Origin of the sequence: Blautia glucerasea, assembly GCF_013304385.1 — a bacterium.
Classification (GTDB): domain Bacteria; phylum Bacillota; class Clostridia; order Lachnospirales; family Lachnospiraceae; genus Blautia_A; species Blautia_A ammoniilytica.
The window spans coordinates 36929-55179 of record NZ_JAAITU010000024.1; the positions used below are offsets into that span (position 1 = coordinate 36929).

The window sequence follows — 18251 nt, forward strand, 5'->3', positions numbered from 1 at the left end:
CCATCAATTACGTGCTGTGTAACTGTTCAGTATCTTCCCAGTTACTGTATTTTTCTTTATCATACCACAAATCTTCATTAAAAGCAAACAGATATTCGGAAAATACGTTCGTAATAATTGGGGCTCTTTATTTCAAAAACTCTTCCATATCCAAAGTTTTGCCATCACGCCAGATTCTTTCCAGATCATAGAAAAGACGATTCTCCTCATCAAATACATGAACGATCACATCGCCATAATCCATAAGGATCCAGCTGGAATTGCGCACTCCTTCTACCTGCTTAGGCTCAAAGCCGGCACGGCCAAGCTGCTCTTCTACATTATCTACCATTGCCTGTACCTGGTTCTGGTTGGAGCCACTGGCAATTACAAAATAATCTGCGATAACGGAAACATCATGTATATCGATCACCTTGATGTCACGTCCCTTTTTTTCATCTAATGCACGGCATACAAGCTGTGCCATCTGCTTTTCTGTAGTCATTTAGTCTGCACCTTTCCTTTCTGTAAATCATTATAATAGATAAAGGCTTTTCTGGACATTTCATCAATAGCATCCGGGTCTGTGTCCAGATAGGCGAGGGTATCTTTCAAAATTTCATACATACATGCATCCAGATCCTGGAATGCCATCTTACGGATTTTGGGAAGATTAGGTGCCTTATCACGCAAAGGTTCTATATAGTCCGCAATGTAGACAATTTTTTCCAGAAGAGTCATTTCCGGCTTTCCAGTGGTATGCCATGTAATGGCTGACAATATTTCAGGATCTGTAATATGATACTTTTCTCTGGCAATGTATGCACCAAGTTTGGCATGCAGCAAAAAAGGGTGTACCTTTTCAAAATCTGTTACAGGAATTTTATTTTTACTGCAAAGCTTTAATTTCTTTTTGTTGGGAATGCATTTGGCACAATCATGGAGCAATCCCGCAACCTGTGCTTTTTGCAGATCACAGTCGTGAACCATGGCAAGGCTTGCACTGGTGTACATCACACCCATCGTATGCAAAAACCTTGGCTGATCAAGATACTTTGCCAGTTTTTTTTCTATTTTGCCAAAATCATATTCCATGGTTTTTACTTCTTTCTTCAATCTCATCACCTCTGTGATAAATATGGTTCTCTTCTATATAAGAGATTACCGAATCCGGCGCATAATACCGCAGACTCTTATCTTCCCTGCACCACTGGCGCAGGAGCTGGCTGGAAACATCAATGTTCATCATGTCCAGCAGAAGAAAACAGCCCTGGTATTTATTGGTAAGCCGTTCCACTTCCATGCACAGCTTCGTGGTCGGCATATGATTTCTTACAGCAACCACCAGCGTACAGGCTTGACAGATCCGCCCCGGCTCCATCCAGGTTTCAAAAGAAAAAAGTGAATCGGCCCCAATGATAAAGTAATAATCTGTATCCGGATGTTCTTTTTTCAGATTTTCCAGAGTCCGATAAGTATAAGTATACCCTTCTTCATTCATTTCAATAAGAGATAAAGCAAAGTGAGGATTTCCGTTAATGGCACGACGGACCATTTCCACCCGTTGTTCATCACTGGCTCTTCCTGCACGGTTCCGCTTATGGGGAGGATTACCTGCCGGCATGAAAAGTACCTGATCCAGTGAAAACTGTTCGTATGCTTTTTCACCAAGGATCAGATGCCCCATATGGATAGGATCAAAGGTGCCGCCCATAATACCGATCCGCTTTCTTTTGCACTCCATCTGTCAGACCTCCAGAAAAAACTTAAAAATTTATTTGCCAGGAAGGACGATCTTCTTCTTATCGTCTTTGCCTTCTCTATATAAAACGATTTTCTTACCGATCACCTGTACCACTTGGGAATGGGTACGTTCAGAAAGAACCTGTGCCATTTCTTTTGGGTCTTCCATGCAGTTCTGCAGGACGCTGATCTTGATCAGTTCCCTGGCCGCAAGAGCCTCTTCTACAGCAGCTGTATTCTGGGGAGTAAGGCCGCCCTTACCCAGCTGAAGAATAGGTGTCATTGTCATAGCAAGACTTTTCAGATATGCTCTTTGCTTTGTTGTCATCTTTGCTCCTCCCTGAATATTATTTATAATAATCAAATTCAAAACCATACATACGTACAGTATCTCCGTCTTGTATTCCGGCTTTTTCCAGTTCTTCCAAAATACCGCCTTCTTTCAGGAATTTCTGGAAGAAAGCAAAACCTTTCTCTGAGTCCAGATTGGTGTAGCCCAGCATTTTCTCAATACGTGGGCCTTCCACGATAAATACAGAAGAATCCTCAGGATCTGCTTCCACAGTAAATGGAAGATTTTCTGCCACAAGTGCATCCTCAGGGAAGAATTCCTGCTCAAACACAATAGATTTCCGCGGGCAGGCATCCAGAAGCTCTTTTACGTGGAAAAGAAGTTCCCGTACTCCCTGGCCGGTCACAGCAGAAATCGGATATACCTTGATCCCCTTTGGCTCAAATTCCTGCTTCAGACGCTGGATAGGATCCTCTTCTTCGTTATTGTAGATACAGTCAATCTTATTAGCTGCGATCACCTGGGGTCTGGAAGCAATTTCCTGGTTGTAAGCCTCCAGTTCCGTATTGATCTTATAAATATCCTCTACCGGATCTCTGCCTTCCGTAGATGCAGCATCCACAATATGGATGATCACACGGGTACGTTCAATGTGACGGAGGAACTCATGTCCCAGTCCCACTCCTTCCGATGCGCCTTCGATCAATCCTGGAATATCCGCAATAATAAATCCCCCATTCTCTGTGTCTACAACACCAAGATTAGGGCTAAGCGTAGTAAAATGGTAATTAGCGATCTTAGGCCGGGCATTTGTAACCCGGGAAAGGAAGGTGGATTTCCCTACATTTGGAAATCCTACAAGTCCCACATCTGCAATCACCTTAAGCTCCAGAAGGACCTCCAGTTCCTGGGCTGGCTGTCCTGGCTGTGCATACTTTGGCACTTGCATGGTAGGTGTGGCATAATGCTGGTTCCCTTTACCTCCATGGCCACCTTTTAATACAACCTGGCGTCTGTTTTCACCAGACATATCAGCAATGACCTTGCCGGACTGTGCATCCATGATCACAGTTCCTTCCGGAACCTTCAGAACAACGTCATTACCATTGGATCCGTGGCAGCGTTTCTTTCCGCCCTCTTCACCGTCACCGGCTTTATATTTCCTTTTGTGTCTGTAATCGCCCAGGGTATTCTGTCCCTCATCTATTTCAAATATTACATCTCCGCCGTTTCCGCCATCGCCCCCATCTGGGCCGCCGTCCGGAACATATTTCTCTCTGCGGAAGCTTACATGTCCATCACCGCCCTTACCGGAACGGATGATGATCGTTGCTCTGTCTGCAAACATAGAATACTCCTATTTTTATTATTATGAAAGAAAAGGCTCCAAACCCATGACAGATTTGAAGCCTTCTGCTACCTATAATTACTCTGCCTCTACCGGAACGATAGAAACCTGCTTCTTGTCACGACCCTTTCTGGTGAATCTTACAACACCGTCGGTCAGTGCAAATAATGTATAGTCTTTACCGCAGCCAACGTTTTCACCTGGGTGAATCTTTGTTCCACGCTGTCTGTAAAGAATGTTGCCAGCTTTAACAAACTGTCCGTCTGCTCTCTTCGCACCTAATCTCTTAGACTCGGAATCACGGCCGTTCTTTGTGGAACCAACTCCTTTTTTATGTGCGAATAACTGAAGGTTCATTTTCATCATCGTTGTTACACCTCCTTGACTTTTAATGTCAAATATCGATTGTTATAATTATGCTCAATTTCCGTTAAACCGAGAATCAATGAATCCATAAGAAGTTTTCCCTCTGGAGTGTTTGGGCTCTGTTCAAATATAATGGATACATATCCATCTTTGTCTTTCGCCTGAAACTTCTCCTTTGTAAAAGTCTCCAGGGAATTAACAGTATTGATGATCAGTGCTGAAACGGCAGCACATACAATATCCTGCCCGCTTTGGGCATAACCTGCGTGTCCGCTGGAACGAAACTCTATATATGAATCATTTCTCTTTTTAACTGTAATTGTGATCATAATGACACCAGATTAACCATTAATCTTTTCGATCTTAACTTTGGTGTACTGCTGTCTGTGACCGTTTTTCTTGTGATATCCAGTTTTTCTTTTGTACTTGTAAACGATGACTTTTCTAGCCTTTCCGTTCTCAACTACAGAAGCGGTAACACTGGCATCTTTCACAGCCTCGCCTACTTTCATTCCGTCATTGCTGACAGCAATAACATTGTCAAAAGTAACGGTCTCACCAGCTTCAACTCCGAGCTTCTCAACTCTGATTACGTCGCCTTCAGCAACTTTGTACTGTTTACCACCTGTTGCAATAATTGCGTACATCTGTGGCACCTCCTATAACATTACTCGCCAAATATGGTGGCCTCTGTATAAAGCAGAAGCACTTCAACCTCTTTGTGCGGCATACGTGATTATAATAACAGACCTTTTTGGGTTCGTCAATATATTTTTCTACGTTTTTTTGATTTTTATAAGGCTTTTTATAAGCTTTTTTCTGCCTTCTGCAGATCCATCAGATCCTCGATCACAGGTCTGCGCACCTTTTTTCTGGTCATTTCAAGAATATTCAGTGGCGTAATATCCACTGCCCTGCAGCGCACAGAATCCTTCTTAAGATGTTTCTTCAGAACATGGAAAAGCTCATCGATATGATCCGGATTTTCCATATTAATAAAATCGATCAGGATGATCCCGGAAAGATTCCGAAGCCGCAGTTGTCTGGCAATCTCCTGTGCAGCTTCCAGGTTGATCTTACGATAGGTTTCCTGAACCTTTTTCTTTCCTGTAAACTTTCCTGTATTCACATCAATGGAGACAAACGCTTCTGTCTGCTGGATCACAAGAAAACCGCCGCTGTTCAGCCACACTTTTTCATGCCAGATCTCGTCAAGAGCAGACTCGATCCTGTACAGCTTATAAAGGGGCAGCAGTTTGTCTGTATACATACGAACTTTGGAAAGCTCCTGGGGGCTGCTTCCCTCCAGATAAGCGTAGATCTGCTGATAATATTCCGGGATATCGGTAACGATCTCTTCCAGCTTCTGGCTATAAGTATCCCGGATCCTTCGTATATACTCTGGTTCAGGCTGATACAAAAGACTGCAGCAGGTACGGCTGCGTCCATTTACAGCTACCCTTTGATACGTTTCCCGAAGATGCTTCAATTCTCTTTCCAGTTCTTCTTTTTTTGCTTCTGCAGCATTTGTACGCACGATCAGTCCATATTCCTTATCCGGTTTCTGGATTTCATCCTCAAACCAGCCAGAAAGTCTTTTCCGGTCTTCAACGCTTAGCTTTTTGGAAAGACCGAATTTCTTATCGCCTGTAGTCAGTACCAGATACTTCCCGGTAAAATTCAGATTTCCGGACAATGCAGGAAGTTTTCCTTTCATGGCATCCCTGCTTACCTGCACAAGCAGCTCATCACCTGGCTTAAGGGGATGATTATCTGCAGTTCGTCCTGCGCTGAAAATAGCTGTTTTCCCTTCTTCTAACGAAAGATAGCCTCTTACATCCGGTGCGATCCGTACAAATGCAGCCTGAATGTTGGCAGCCACATTCTCCACCTGTCCAACATAAATATTGTCCAGGATAGATTTCCTGTTTTCAGGCTCCAGCTGAAGCTCCATGATCTTCTGATCTTCTGTAATAATACAGACACTGCAGGAAATTCCGCTTATTTCCATCCGGGTGATAATAAGTTTACTCAATTTCCTCTCCTAACGCTTCCAAAGTAACAAAACGATGGTTATCTTCACTACCAAGATCTGCATATACTTCCAGTCGTTTGACCATCCATGGAAATTCAGACATTTCTTCTTTCAGCCAGCTGCAAAAACTGTTCATCACGGCTTCCGGTTTTGTGTAATTAGAACTTGCAGATGCCAGTTTCATAAATATACCCTGTTCCTGCTGCTCCATCTGGTAAATACATGGACGGATATCCACCTCTTTTGTGCCTTTTTTTGTTTCCTTTGTTATAAGGATCTCAGGCTGCGCCAAAAATTCCTGAATTCTCTCACGCCATACACACTTCGGCTCTTTTCCTTCTCTAAATACTACATAATAATCAGCGGCAGCTACAAGAGACATTGCTTTCCCGGCTTTTCCGTCTTCCACTTTTCTTGCGCTGAGCACATGCACGCCCTCTGTCATCTGGGCATCCAACAGCTCCCTGATCTGGGAAGTAGGAATGGTCTTTGTAAGCTCCAGATCAAAATATTCTCCCAGGCTTTCAACGCCAACCCCAAGAGGTGCGGCAAAGGACATAATCATGTGAGGACTGTATCCACCGGAAAATGCCACCGGAAGTCCTGCCCTGCGGATTGCCTTCTGGAAATAGCGCATGGTGTCCAGATGACCTACAAATTTTATAGGGCCTTCTTTTGTAAACTTAATTCTTACTTTCAACACACACACCTCCTTTATAACCAGCGGCTCCGCAGCCGGAACATTTCTGCCTGCAGTTTGGTGTTACAATTTCTTTATGCGCCTGCTCCCATTCGCGGATCAGGAATTTCTTCTTAACACCTGCATCAATAAAATCCCAGGGAAGGATTTCATCAGTACTCCGCTCCCGTAATGTATAAAAATCAATATTCACTCCTGTTTCTGCAAAAGCTTCCTTCCATATATTATAATCAAAGGATTCAGACCAGGCATCATAAATCGCACCCTTTTCATATGCTTTCAGGATTACTTGTGATGCACGCCGGTCTCCTCTTGCAAGAAAGCCTTCCAGTACAGTCACATCCGGCTCATGCCAGTTATAACGGATACTTCTCTGATTCAGCTGTGCACGGATCTCGTCCTTTACTACTTTTGCCTTGTCAATAAAATCTTGCTCTGTGAACATTCCAGCCCATTGGAATGGAGTAAATGGCTTGGGAACAAAGAAAGATGTACTCACGTTGATCTGAATCTTGCCATGGCGTTTTTCCTTTGGAATCAGATCATAATATTCCTCTGCAATCTTCTCAGCAAGATGTGCGATCCCTTTCATATCTTCTTCTGTCTCGGTAGGCAGCCCAAGCATGAAATATAATTTAACTTTATTCCAGCCGCCAAGAAAGGCATCTGCTGCACCCTGCATGATATTCTCTTCTGTAAGTCCTTTATTGATTACGTTACGAAGTCGTTGTGATCCGGCTTCAGGGGCAAATGTCAGACTGCTTTTCTTAATGTCCTGTACCTTACTCATAACATCCAGTGCAAATGCGTCGATCCTAAGAGACGGCAGGGAAATATTCACACACTTTTCTTTAAATTCATCAATCAGGAAATTCACCAGCTCCGGAAGATGTGAATAGTCACTGGAACTTAAAGAACTTAAGGAAATCTCCTCATGTCCAGTGCTTTCCAGCATCTCTCTGGCTGAATCCTTCAAAGTTTGGATATCCCGCTCACGGGTTGGCCGATAGATCATTCCAGCCTGGCAGAATCTGCATCCACGGATGCATCCTCTTTGTATTTCCAACGTCACTCTGTCCTGTGTTGCCTTAATAAATGGAACAACCGGTTTTTTAATGGAGCGGTAGCCTTTTTCCATATCTATGATCAGCTGCTTCTGAATAACTCTGGGTGCTTCTGCCCGGTTCGGCTCAAAGGAAGCAATGGTGCCATCTTCATGATAAGTCACATCATAAAATGCCGGAACATAAATCCCGGGGATCTGTGCCGCAAGAAGTAAAAAGTCTTCCCTGGATCCCCCTGCAGCTTTATTTGCCTTATATGCATCAAACAACGCATCATAAACAGTTTCACCTTCACCAATATAAAAAAGGTCAAAAAAGGCAGCCAGTGGTTCCGGATTGTAGGCACATGCACCGCCGCCTACAACGATGGGACATGAATCATCTCTGTCTTTGGCCAGCAGTGGTATATGAGACAGATCCAGGGTCTGCAATACGTTGGTGTAGCACATCTCATATCCTAAGGTAATACACAGAAAATCGAACTGACGGATAGGATCCTGGGACTCCAGTGCAAACAGCGGAATATTTTTCTCACGCATCACCTTATCCAGGTCCATCCATGGAGAAAAAACACGCTCACACCATACATCTTCCCTCTCATTAAACATGTTGTACAAAAGCATCATACCTAAATTGGACATTCCAATCTCATACACATCCGGGAAATCAAATGCCACACGTACCTTCACGTTGGGATCGATATTCCCATCCTCATCCATTTTCATAACAGAGTTGACTTCTCCGCCGATATAGCGGGCTGCTTTGTCAACACTAAGCAATATTTCGTCACTAAGTGCTAATTTTCTCATACTATTCCTTTCGATAATTGTGCATATACAACAATAAAGCAATGAATTTCTAGGAAATTCAGATTTCTGTAATATGCGTTTTAGGACTCAAAAATCTGTCTGTCAGGTCGAAAAACCGGAAAAACAGAGGGGCACTTTTAAGCCTGTTTTTTGGCTAAAAATGCATTTGGTCACTTTTTCTATTTTCAAGCAAAAAAATAACCTCAGCATCTGGAAATGCGTGAGACCATTTTGATACCGGAAAACAGAACCATTAACAGTGTTTTTATTATAAACAGAAACGCTTAGAAGTTCAAGTATATAATTTTTATTCGGAAAAATCATGAGGATTTTCGCATTAAAATGAGTGCTATGTAGCGAACCTGCTCGAACAGTACGCCTATTCTGAAATCAGTGGTACGTCCATTCTGATTTAACGGTATACGTTTTCTGCTAAAATCGGTACGTTTTCCTTTATTATTGTAGTGTAACTATTATTCATCACAGTGCAAGGAGGATTATCGGCGGAAAAAGCCCTGCACTAAGCAGAGCTTTCAGCTTTTCATGTTTTATTCTTTAGTCCAATCTTCTACCGCTAATCCCTCAATTCTATAAAACTCTCTTGTATTATTAGTCACCACCGTAAGCCCTTCTGATTTTGCATGACCTGCAATCTGCATATCCAATGGTCCAATCGGAGTTCCTTTTCTTTCCAGATCTGCCCGGATTTTCCCATATTCTTCTGCAGCATAGCTATCAAAATCCAAAATGGTAATTGGGGATAGAAAAAGTGACATTGCAATTCGATTCTTCTCTACTGCCTGGCTTTTTTCAACACCATGCATCAGCTCTCCATATGTGATAGAAGAAATACACATATCATCCGGATCATGACGTAGAAAATTACGAATTACTTCTGGTGGTTTATTTTTTATTGCATAAATACAAATATTTGTATCCAGCATATACTTCATAAAGATTCTCGCTCCTGTTCTTTTGGCTGTTCCCTTCCTTCTTCCATAAAATCATTTGAGAACATATCAAAGCTGCTTAAAAAACCAGACCATTTATTATTTTGTGGCATTAAGATAACAATATCTCCAATCTTATTTACAGCCACTTCGTCTCCTGCAAACTGGCATTCTTTAGGAAGCCTCACAGCCTGACTTCTGCCATTTTTAAATAATTTTGCTGTCATCATAGTAAAGCACCTCCTCTTCTATGAATAGTATATACCGTGATATATATCGCGGTCAAGAGAATCTTTTGAGCATAGGTATATTTTAACTTGATTTTGCCAGAATATTTTTTAATTCGTTTGCCACGGCAGCCACAAGAGTGTCTTTTTCTTCAGTAGATATTCTATATTCCGTAATATGCTACCAAAACTTCCTTGGCTCCAGGGGCATGGACTTTGCTAATGGATTAATTTCAATGATAAGTTTTTGACAGAAATTATATGCTAAGAAGTTTATATGCATCTCGTGCGAAATTCAATTCATCATCAAAAGTTTCGCTATAGTAATATGGACCGCATATGCCAAGAGGTTCACCACAAAAATCTTCGTAATCTCCTTTTGCAGTAATCTCCAGCACGGACAGTGTTTCAGCCAACTCACATCCTTCTTTATATGCAGCCAGATCAATACATTTATTATTCGGATCGATATTCCATACATAAAAACTCTTCTCTTAACTGGCATTTCTTTACTTGTAACAGCTGCTATTGACAAGTACTTGAAGCTGTTTTATAATCTTTTCAAATCAGTAATCATTCTTATTTGAAGAGAAAGGGAGTGTATACCCATGCAGAAGCCGGATTCTGACGAAAGATTTTATGTAGCTGATGAAGCTATCTTAGGTGCTTTTTTTAAACTATCCCGTGAAAAAGCCCCTGACAAAATTACAGTATCTGACATCATCAAAGCTGCAGGTATTGCCAGAAGCACCTTTTATAATCATTACCAGGATATCCCCTCGCTGGTAGCTGCTGTCGAAGAGAAAACAATCCATGATGTTTTTTCCATGATGGAGAAATTCCATCCTCGGAATGACCTGGATATCTGTCGCTCCTATTTTCTTTCAATCTGTCGTTACACTATGGAAAATCCTTTTCTTGCAGGACTTCTGAGCACACCTCACGGCAATGATCTGTTTGAAAAAATGCTGACTATGCTCCATCACTATGTGACGGATACCACATCCAATTCCAGCCCAAATGAACACACAAGGGAAGAAATTTCTTATGTGATCACCTGTGCTATCGGAAGCACGGTTGGAGTCCTGCACAAATGGGCCAGGGATCAGTTCGATCTGGAGCCAGAAGCCATCGCAGATATTTTGTCCCAGGTTTTTTTATCCGGCATGCTTCCTCTTTTGTCCTAGGACATTAAAAAGGCCTTCTGTAAGCTGCACAGAAAGCCTTTTTTATTATGCAAGAGGTTCATCGATCAGAACATCCTGTCTCCTGATTTTTTTCGTTGTGTTACGGATAAATGGATTTTTCCTGACAACCAACCCTGTAATCTGACGATAGGTTGGCTGATTTTGATTGTACTCATCCAAAAATGATTGAAGCAGTCTTTGAACAGAATCTGCATCCAATGCCTTCGCTTCTACAACTGCCTGCTCCGGATAGATCCGGGCTGTCAGTCCATTCTTCTCACCCGTTACGATCACTTCGCCTACAAGAGGATTCAGGGCAAGTTTATTCTCAATCTCTTCCGGAGAAACATTTTCACCATTTGACAGGATGATCAGGTTTTTCACCCTTCCGTTAATGAATAAATAACCATCCTCGTCCATATATCCTTTGTCTCCTGTATGCAACCAGCCATCCTTAAGAGCCTCCTTGGTTTCCTCCGGCATTTGATAGTAGCCCTTCATAACACTTGTTCCACGCACCAGAATCTCCCCATTGTCAAACCTGACCTCCACATTTTCAAGAGGCCGTCCAATAGAACCCGGCTTATGGTTTTCCGGTGTATTGTTGCTGATAACAGGAGAGCATTCGGACATTCCATACCCTTCCAGTATCTGAATACCGTATTGTGCAAAGCAGTCAATATAATATGGGTCCAGGTGTGCGCCACCGGTAAATATTGTACGCAGGTTTTTCCCGAATACTTTCTCTGCAAGAACCTTTTTGGGTATTGATGGGTCAGAAGCAGCCAATTTCTTATAAATCGTTTCAATCATCATCGGTACCATAAGCATAATGTCTGGTTCAAAAATGCTCATATTCCTCACCATGTGAAGCAGAGAATCATTGATACAAATAGTTGCCCCCTGGGAAAAGCCCTTCAGCCAGTCCATCACAAGGCAGAAGGCATGATGAATAGGGAGTACACTAAGCATCACAGTACCCGGTTCTGCTGAAATTTTTACAGCCTCAACATTGGAAGCCAGATTATTCTGGGTCAACATAACTCCTTTACTTTTTCCAGTTGTTCCTGAAGTAAAAATAATTGTCGCAATATCCTCTTTATCCGGACAGACAGCATCTGCAGACGCATTATTTCCTGCATTCCGAAGTTCACTGATACTGTATACTTTTTCCGGTGCATCCTCCACCTCTTCCTGAAGCATCCATATCTTCTGAAGACCTGGACAATTTTCCAGAAAAGCCTGAAGATAGGGTCTGTGCTTTGGACTTAAAAAAAGAGCTGCGGAATCGGAGCGATTGATCAGCTCCACCAGATCCTCCCAGGGCAGCGCTGCATCAAGCGGCACTGCTGTAGTACACCCTGTAATAATTCCAATATAGCTCTCGATCCACTCTACGGAGCTGGTGCCAATCAATGCAATATGTTTTCCCTCAAAGCCCTCTGCAAGAAGACCTTTTCTCACAGAAACTGCATTTTTCATCATTTCATAATAGCTTCTCTCTGAAATCTCTTTCCTGTTAAGCCATTTTACAGCATTGACTTTTCCAAATTTCTGTACACTTTCTTCTAATATATCTCTAACCAGCATATCCATTTTCTCCCTAGTGCCTGTTTTAAACAGGTGCTGATCTACACCTCTTCCTACTGAAAGTTATCAAGTAATTCAAGTGCTTCTCCAATGGTTACGATTTTCATTACTTCGCTCTCTTCAAGCTCAATATCAAATGTGTCCTCAAGTTCACCTAAAAAAGACATAAAATCCAAAGAGCTGAATCCCAAATCCTCACGGAATCTCATATTATTTGTTATTTCTTCCGGTGCCACATTGCTATACTGTGCCACGATATTTTTAAATTTCATTTCCTGATTCATTATCATCTATCCTCCTGTTATGTAAACAATCCTGTTATATTTTTTGATTTCCAATTTGTCCTGCCAAATGCCTTTTATATTATTCAGACAGTCATCAAAATAACTTTCAGACTTGTTCCATGATCTCACCAAGACTCATATCCGGTTCTGCAATTCCTTTAAACAAAATCCGCATCATATAATAATAGAGAAGTTCCATATCATGTTCTTCCAGGTGTGCTGTTTGATAATGATAGGAAAAATTCATTCCACCATCCTCTGTATGGGATACGGTCAAATATATTTTCTTGGTTGCTGCACCATTGGCAAACCATTTGGCATGTTGGCGGACAACTCCCAGCATTTCATTTTCTACCTTTACCGGCATTGGCTGATAAGTCAGATAGAAGCTTTCATAACTGGTATGCTCCGGTGTATGATATCTTTTTCGCAGTTCTTCCATAATAAGTTCAGGATCGTAATTGCTATGCATATAAATACGGTTCTGTATATTCTGAATTTCATAAGCAGCAGAAAGAAAATCTGTTTCAGATGAGATCACCGTTCTGCACGGAAACATAATCGTCCTGCTTCCGCCAGAGGTCCACTCTTCATGGGTAGAACGTCTGGATATAAAATTCTGGATGGTAATATCCTCCTGTCCATTATTAACCTTAGACAGATAAGTACGAATACCAAGCAGAAGAAGATTTGTCATGGAAAGCTGATGATTCATACAGAAATCAATCAGATTCTGAGTTGGCCCCGGCTCCAGATGATAATCCTTAACTGCTACAAATAAATTATCCATTTCAATATCTGCGGATCGAAGTTTCGGATTTCCATGCCGTTTTCTGGCAATCTCCAGTACAGATGGTCCCTGAATATCAGAATACAGTGGCTCTCCCAAAGCATCCAGCTGATCCTCCCAGAATTTTTTGTCTTTTGCAAAACGCTTTTCATTGCCTGCTTTTGCCAGATCTTTCTTCAGTACTGTTTCAAAATCAGCCAATTCCTGTGGATGCGCTGTTCCGTACCTGTAATAGGTATAAAGCTGAAACAGATCTCCGATCATTATTACAAGTCCACAGGAATCAATCAGTCGGTGATCCATATGTACAAAAAAGCCATTGTATCCTTCCGGCAGCTTCAACATAGTGAACTCACACATGGGAATATTATCGCCATCAAAGGTTTCATATGCCCATTGCTGCATCAATTCATCAGCTTTTGCAAGGTTTTCCATTTTGGACAGATCCTTCAGTTCAATGTCACGCGTATCCTGTTTTACAATATACTGTTTCACATTTCCGTCTTGGTCCGGTTTTGTAAAATGCACCCGGGTGCATCCTGAACGCTCTGTTTCCATCTGGATACACTTTTTTAATAATCCAAAATCCAATTCAGCCTGTACAGAAGCCACAACACTGACACCGGATACCTGCTGTGTACCATAGTCCCTGATCCAGTTATGATGCATCTTCTGAGCAGCCGTTAACGGATAGTAATCTCTCATTCTTAATCAATCCTTCCTGTTATAAATATTACATTTTTGCTCCAGATGGAAAATAGCATATATTTCAGGGAAATACCAGTATCCCCCAGACTTAATGAACACTTTACAAAAAATTGACCGGGATGTATCAAACAGTTTTTTGTAAAATGTTTGATACATCCCGGTCAAAAGAATTGTTATGCTGTTAATCGTATTTCTCAAAAAAATGCATCATTGTATTCTGATATAGCCTGGGGTCTGCATAGGCACAGCACAAATGCCGTGCCCCAGGCACAACCACAAGCTCTTTCGGAGCCTTGCATAACCTATAGTTCTGAAATGAATTATGCGGATAAACATAGGTATCCTTATCTCCGTGATAAAATAGAACTGGTATGGTATTCGTCTGCATTGCTGCTGTAGTATCTGCATCCTTCATATGAAATCCGGCCAGTGTGCTGCAAAGCCAGTCCATCTGCATTAATAGCAAAGGAACATGATGAAGATGAAACCAGTGCACCGCCATGTCCTTCATTTGTCCTTTCATGGAATGGAAGCCGCAGTCAGCAATCAGGCCTTTCACTTCCGAAGGCAGTGTGTGTGCAGATGCCATCAGCACAGCTGACGCCCCCATAGACTGCCCATATAAATAAATGGGAAGCTTTTTCTTGTTTCGTTTAGATACATAGATTGCCCAACGCTGAACATCCCACTGCTCCATTGCACCAAAGGTAATATATTTTCCCTCACTGTCACCGCAACAGCGTTGTTCCATAAACAGAAGATCACATTGATGTTCATGAAGGTATTTTGCCATAAATGACATAGTGCCAAATCGACTGCCACGATATCCATGGCTTAATATAACAAACCGTTTTGGATTTTCGGCCGGCAGGTAAAACCCATGCAGCTTTAACCCATCCACACTTCTGATATAGCAGTCCTCCATCTTCTGGGCAAAGCACCATTCTTTACTCTCATGGTATTCCTTCTCGTATCCATTCTGAGGATGGTTTTCCCTGATGTGCGACAGTTCAAACCATTTCTTCCTTTCTTTCTTGGGAGCGCCCCTTTTACAGCAAATCATCATATGGAAGAGACGCCAGCTTATCTCCATAAATCCCGAAACAATAATAAGAAGAGCTATAAACACTTTAGAAATTCTCTTTTTCATGAAAACACCTCGAGTAATTGTCTTATCACTGCATAATACAGAAGACCATCTTTCTCGAGCCACACTGTGACTTTGATATCTCTACTATACAGCAGGCAAACCATTTAAGCTTGTATTTACTACACTTTTCAATCTCAGGACTGATAATTCTCATCCAGCAATTCCTCTACTCCATGAAGTAAGGGCTTTCTTTTTATTTCCGTTGAGATCGCATCTACACTTTCTTGTTTTCCAGTTATAGGTTGCTTCTGTATAATAAATGTAATTTCCTTTTACAGATACTTTAATAGCTCTTCCACAAATTGTTTTGCATTTGCTTCCGTCTCTATTTATCAGATAAACCGGACCGCCATGCGTGAATCCTACTGCGGTTACCAGAACTTTATTCTTTACTTTCTGGACTGTTGAACAATCTTTTTTGAGGCGCTTTATCTGTCTTGTCTCCAGATTTACTACTGCAAAATTTCCCATACCATCACCATACTGGGTCTCATATCCCATATAAAGATAGGTACCATCGCAACCAATAATACCGTCCACAGGGCCTTCCCCTCCGAAGCTTATCAGTACTTTGTTTGTGCCGGTTTTTAGATTGTACTGCATCAATGTACGCTTTCTGTAGGTTCCTCCAAAATTTCCGTTTCTTACAAATGACGCACTTTCGTAATAAAAAAATTTTCCATTTGTTACAATGGTGCCGCTTGAACAGTTTTTAAGAACTACTTTCTTTTTACCGTTTTTTGTCGCATATACAATATAGCGATTAGTTCTGCTGTTGTACTTCATAGAATAAGTTGTTCCATTGACTTTGTCGCTTTTATAAAAAGATATCTTTTTATATGCACTGAGTCCGCTGGATGCTGCCTGTACATTCTCTGTTGTTTCTGCTACTGTAAAGGTCATAACGAATGCCATCAATAATACCATACATATAGTCAGCAGTCTGTTGTCTTTGTTCCATCTGTTTTTCATTTTTCCGTCCTCCTGTTTATTTATAAATGAGCAAGTTCGTGATTTTATATAAAATAAAGATACTTCGATTCCGTGTGTTGTATTATAAAAGTGACATGCTCCAGCTTAAGAAATCAAAAAAAGTCTACTGTTTCTCTCGCTTTAACATGAAAAAGAATTTGTGAAAAATAACGTATTTTATCATCGTTTCCCCAGCAGATCATTCCTACCGCATCAGCCATTTCCTGTGCATCAATACAGTAGGCGGACATGCAAGAGTGATGCTTATAGGGACCGGCGGACATGATCAGAAGATCCCTGTTTCCGGATTCCTCTATTTTGGATGCCAGCTGCTCAGTAAGCTTATTGTGAGCAAATTTTGCCTTTTTGTAATCAGAATGTCTGCTTTGTATGGTCTGCAAAATAAGAGTTTTTTCATAGGCTAATGCTCTTTGTTTCATAGCTTCTACAGTTCCGCTTTCAGGCGGACAGGCAGGATTCACATTGTAACATCCACATTGATTTTCTTCACAAAATCTCCGATACTCTGGTTTAAAAATAAGCTTTTGCGTATCCATGATCGCTGCATTTGAGAAGCCAAGTTCTTTCGCTTCTTTTACGTAATCCATAGAAAAATTCCTCCAAATCATCATTTCCCCTTATTTCTCTTGTCAATTTACAACAAGTGAAATAAGGGGAATGCGATATCATCAATACTTTCCATACCTAGTGACATCACCATCAGGCAAGCATATCGTTCAGGTAAGCTTCTTTATTTATTGCGGCTACAGGCATTTCTCCTTTTTTTGCTATACAGATACACTGCGACAAGCATCAAGCCTGTTCCAAAAAGCATTTCCCACCAGATGCCCCGTCCGCCTGTCTTAGGCAGCGAATAAATGCAGGTATCTGTAAGTTCAAAGAAAATACTATATTTCAAAGGTACCTCAGGTACCAGTGAATCCGGGTCTTTCCCACCAGCATCCACCGTGCACGAAATGGACGTTTTATCCCGATCAGCAGCCGGATCCAGTGGATCTCCTGTTGTTTCATCTGTGATCCTTTCCAGAGAAATGGTAGGATCATAATATTTTGTCTTGTCTTTATAAGCAATGGTCAGCTTCAGAATTCCTTTATTCAGGAAATATCCGCTGGGGGCTTTTGTTTCTTTTATATAATACACAGCCCCTGTGCCTGCCTCCAGACCTGTGACAGTGCCATTTCCCTGCTGGTCTGTCTTCATAGTGATCCCAGCAGGAACCTTGCAGTCCTGATCTTTATACAAGGTAAATACTGCATTGGAAAGAGGCTCCCCTTCACTGCCTTTCTTGCCCAGACAGATCTCATAATTGATCTGGGTGTTCCATACAGCAGACTTTCTGGTCTGATCCTCTGCTGTATTATCTGTGCTGCTGGTCATTACAAAGCCGGAAAGAGGATTACCTTCCTCGTCTTTGGCTTTCTCTTCAATGCGATAACGGATCACGCCTTTTGCACCCTCTGCCTGCAGCGGCTGTTTCTGGATCAGCCAGCGCATGGTCTTGTTTCCTTTATCCTGGGATGCTGCCACCGCTGTGGAAATCTGCAGTGGTGCTCCCTCTGTCTTGCTGTAAGGCCTTGCCATTCCCTTTGCCTGTGCAGTTACCCTGCCGGAAGCAATTGTCGCAGTGTAAGTAGCAGCCGGGTAACTTACTGCATCTTCCCCGGTTCCGGTAGCGCCTGTTATTTCAAACAGGACGGATGCCTGATCCGGGATGCTGGTGGTCTGTGCCCAGTTCTTTTCCATGGAAAGATCCAGATAATACAAACCGCAGTTCCAATGATTGGTCACATACTCCCAGGATACCATATCGGTAAGCCCAGGAAGGGTAATGCCGCTGCCATTGTTGACGATCGCAGTACGTTTCATGGCTGCTGCCCCCTGATCCGTGGTATCTGTGCCCTGGTATTCCGGAAGGGCTTTATCTGTATCCCTTCCCGGCTGGGTCAATGTCTTTTGGGTATCCTCTCTTTCTGGTGTGACGCTCAGTCTTTCAAAGGGAAGAACCCTGGTTCCTCCTGTAACAGCATAATCATCA

The 18251-nt window shown here is 42.0% G+C and carries 22 protein-coding genes; 1 reads left to right on the forward strand and 21 read right to left on the reverse strand.

Going from position 1 to position 18251, the window contains the following annotated elements; genetic code table 11:
* Nucleotides 1–127 precede the first annotated feature (127 nt).
* From rsfS to G5B11_RS10625, 14 genes are all read right to left on the reverse strand, one after another.
* On the reverse strand, nt 128–484 hold the full coding sequence (gene rsfS / locus G5B11_RS10560; protein WP_158420962.1) for a ribosome silencing factor: 357 nt from the start codon (nt 482–484) through the stop codon (nt 128–130).
* Nucleotides 481–1074: a bis(5'-nucleosyl)-tetraphosphatase (symmetrical) YqeK gene (yqeK, locus tag G5B11_RS10565; protein WP_173728100.1), complete on the reverse strand. Its 594-nt coding sequence runs from the start codon at nt 1072–1074 to the stop codon at nt 481–483. Before yqeK ends, rsfS begins: the two co-directional genes overlap by 4 nt.
* Nucleotides 1064–1723 carry a nicotinate-nucleotide adenylyltransferase gene (gene nadD, locus G5B11_RS10570; RefSeq protein WP_173728055.1) on the reverse strand — a complete coding sequence of 220 codons (660 nt, stop codon included), beginning with the start codon at nt 1721–1723 and terminating at the stop codon, nt 1064–1066. The genes yqeK and nadD overlap by 11 nt, the downstream gene beginning before the upstream one ends.
* Before the next feature lie 30 nt (nt 1724–1753).
* A complete protein-coding gene (yhbY, locus tag G5B11_RS10575; protein WP_173728057.1) occupies nt 1754–2050 on the reverse strand; it encodes a ribosome assembly RNA-binding protein YhbY in 297 nt (98 codons plus the stop codon).
* Between the two features lie 19 nt (nt 2051–2069).
* A complete protein-coding gene (obgE, locus tag G5B11_RS10580) occupies nt 2070–3362 on the reverse strand; it encodes a GTPase ObgE (RefSeq protein ID WP_173728059.1) in 1293 nt (430 codons plus the stop codon).
* Nucleotides 3363–3440: 78 nt separating this feature from the next.
* Nucleotides 3441–3728: a 50S ribosomal protein L27 gene (gene rpmA, locus G5B11_RS10585; protein ID WP_005422790.1), complete on the reverse strand. Its 288-nt coding sequence runs from the start codon at nt 3726–3728 to the stop codon at nt 3441–3443.
* 5 nt (nt 3729–3733) lie between these two features.
* Nucleotides 3734–4057, reverse strand: coding sequence for a ribosomal-processing cysteine protease Prp (locus tag G5B11_RS10590; protein WP_158420958.1), 324 nt, complete (start codon nt 4055–4057; stop codon nt 3734–3736).
* A 12-nt stretch (nt 4058–4069) separates the two neighbouring features.
* Entirely contained in the window at nt 4070–4375 is a 306-nt protein-coding gene (gene rplU / locus G5B11_RS10595; protein WP_158420957.1) for a 50S ribosomal protein L21, read from the reverse strand.
* Nucleotides 4376–4533: 158 nt separating this feature from the next.
* Entirely contained in the window at nt 4534–5763 is a 1230-nt protein-coding gene (locus G5B11_RS10600; RefSeq protein ID WP_244092981.1) for a ribonuclease E/G, read from the reverse strand.
* On the reverse strand, nt 5756–6466 hold the full coding sequence (locus G5B11_RS10605) for a TIGR03936 family radical SAM-associated protein (protein WP_334298000.1): 711 nt from the start codon (nt 6464–6466) through the stop codon (nt 5756–5758). The genes G5B11_RS10600 and G5B11_RS10605 overlap by 8 nt, the downstream gene beginning before the upstream one ends.
* Nucleotides 6447–8336 (reverse strand): TIGR03960 family B12-binding radical SAM protein, encoded by a 1890-nt coding sequence (locus G5B11_RS10610; protein ID WP_173728063.1) that lies wholly within the window; start codon nt 8334–8336, stop codon nt 6447–6449. Before G5B11_RS10610 ends, G5B11_RS10605 begins: the two co-directional genes overlap by 20 nt.
* A 548-nt stretch (nt 8337–8884) precedes the next feature.
* Nucleotides 8885–9289, reverse strand: coding sequence for a type II toxin-antitoxin system tRNA(fMet)-specific endonuclease VapC (gene vapC, locus G5B11_RS10615; protein ID WP_173728066.1), 405 nt, complete (start codon nt 9287–9289; stop codon nt 8885–8887).
* A complete protein-coding gene (vapB, locus tag G5B11_RS10620) occupies nt 9286–9516 on the reverse strand; it encodes a type II toxin-antitoxin system antitoxin VapB (RefSeq protein WP_173728068.1) in 231 nt (76 codons plus the stop codon). The genes vapC and vapB overlap by 4 nt, the downstream gene beginning before the upstream one ends.
* 254 nt (nt 9517–9770) lie before the next feature.
* Complete coding sequence (locus G5B11_RS10625; protein WP_173728071.1) at nt 9771–9929, reverse strand: hypothetical protein; 159 nt, start codon at nt 9927–9929, stop codon at nt 9771–9773.
* A 192-nt stretch (nt 9930–10121) separates the two neighbouring features.
* Here G5B11_RS10625 and G5B11_RS10630 point away from each other — a divergent pair, with 192 nt between their 5' ends.
* Nucleotides 10122–10700 carry a TetR/AcrR family transcriptional regulator gene (locus G5B11_RS10630; protein WP_173728073.1) on the forward strand — a complete coding sequence of 193 codons (579 nt, stop codon included), beginning with the start codon at nt 10122–10124 and terminating at the stop codon, nt 10698–10700.
* Between the two features lie 45 nt (nt 10701–10745).
* Here G5B11_RS10630 and G5B11_RS10635 read toward each other — a convergent pair whose 3' ends face one another.
* The 7 genes from G5B11_RS10635 to G5B11_RS10665 all read right to left on the reverse strand — a co-directional run.
* On the reverse strand, nt 10746–12290 hold the full coding sequence (locus G5B11_RS10635; RefSeq protein WP_173728075.1) for an AMP-dependent synthetase/ligase: 1545 nt from the start codon (nt 12288–12290) through the stop codon (nt 10746–10748).
* 53 nt (nt 12291–12343) lie between these two features.
* Entirely contained in the window at nt 12344–12574 is a 231-nt protein-coding gene (locus G5B11_RS10640) for an acyl carrier protein (RefSeq protein ID WP_173728077.1), read from the reverse strand.
* A gap of 106 nt (nt 12575–12680) precedes the next feature.
* Nucleotides 12681–14069 carry a condensation domain-containing protein gene (locus tag G5B11_RS10645; protein ID WP_173728078.1) on the reverse strand — a complete coding sequence of 463 codons (1389 nt, stop codon included), beginning with the start codon at nt 14067–14069 and terminating at the stop codon, nt 12681–12683.
* Between the two features lie 184 nt (nt 14070–14253).
* The gene (locus G5B11_RS10650; RefSeq protein ID WP_173728080.1) at nt 14254–15222 is read right to left on the reverse strand and encodes an alpha/beta hydrolase; all 969 of its coding nucleotides are present in this window, start codon (nt 15220–15222) and stop codon (nt 14254–14256) included.
* Nucleotides 15223–15372: 150 nt separating this feature from the next.
* Complete coding sequence (locus G5B11_RS10655) at nt 15373–16194, reverse strand: hypothetical protein (RefSeq protein ID WP_173728082.1); 822 nt, start codon at nt 16192–16194, stop codon at nt 15373–15375.
* A 113-nt stretch (nt 16195–16307) separates the two neighbouring features.
* Entirely contained in the window at nt 16308–16802 is a 495-nt protein-coding gene (locus G5B11_RS10660) for a DUF2284 domain-containing protein (RefSeq protein WP_173728084.1), read from the reverse strand.
* 143 nt (nt 16803–16945) lie between these two features.
* A partial coding sequence (locus tag G5B11_RS10665; protein WP_173728086.1) for a prealbumin-like fold domain-containing protein occupies nt 16946–18251 on the reverse strand: 1306 nt, incomplete at its 5' end.